This is a genomic window from Oleiphilus sp. HI0125 (assembly GCF_001635355.1).
This window is the reverse complement of the sequence record NZ_LWGF01001162.1, coordinates 1-868: the sequence shown is the minus strand read 5'-3', so window position 1 is coordinate 868 and position 868 is coordinate 1. Positions and strand designations below refer to the sequence as shown.

At 45.7% G+C, this 868-nt stretch carries 2 protein-coding genes; both read left to right on the top strand.

Going from position 1 to position 868, the window contains the following annotated elements; genetic code table 11:
• On the top strand, positions 1–481 hold a 481-nt coding region (locus tag A3762_RS20110; RefSeq protein WP_197469434.1), incomplete at its 5' end, for a SufD family Fe-S cluster assembly protein.
• A 17-nt stretch (positions 482–498) separates the two neighbouring features.
• Positions 499–868: aminotransferase class V-fold PLP-dependent enzyme (locus tag A3762_RS20105; RefSeq protein WP_369820708.1), on the top strand; the 370-nt coding region annotated here is incomplete at its 3' end.

Here is an 868-nt window from a genome sequence, read left to right as displayed (position 1 = left end):
GAAAGGCTCGCATTGTGAATTAAATGGCGTGGTCGTCACGAAGGAAAAACAACACTACGACAACCACACCGAAATTGAGCACATTGCGTCAAACTGCACCAGCGAAGAAAACTATCGTTGTATTGCAGATGACAATTCACACATTGTGTTTAATGGACGTATATATATTCACAAAGACGCCCAAAAAACACTGGGCGAAATGAACAATCGCAACTTGTTGTTATCGAACTCTGCAGAAATCGATACGAAACCAGAGTTAGAAATCTACGCTGACGATGTTAAATGTGCACACGGCGCAACCATCGGCCAACTAGATGAAAAAGAAGTGTACTACCTAAAAACTCGCGGTCTGAGTGATGAGCAAGCGCGTCAAATGTTGACGCTCGGATTTGTTCTTGAATTGGTACGCGCAGTTCCGATTGCTTCGCTTGCTGAACAGTGGGAGCAAACTTTATCAGAACTTCTTAGCTTTAAAGATTAGGCGGGAAAACGAATTAAATGAGCGCAATGACGGCACAAGAGATACAAGAGATCGCGTTAAAGGCACGCGCAGACTTCCCTATTCTCAACCAAGATGTAAACGGTAAGCCACTGGTATACCTCGATAGCGCAGCTAGCTCTCAAAAACCGCAGCAAGTGATCGACGCAATGACAGCGTATTATCATTCAGATAATGCAAATGTGCATCGCGGCGCGCATACCCTAGGCGATCGTGCAACAGCAGCTTTTGAAGGTGCTCGAGATAAAGTTAAGTCGTATTTGAACGCCCCAGCTCGCGAACAGATTATTTGGACCAAAGGTACGACTGAGGCCATGAATCTGGTCGCGCATGGTCTAACACCCCAAATCGAAGCGGGTGACGAAATCA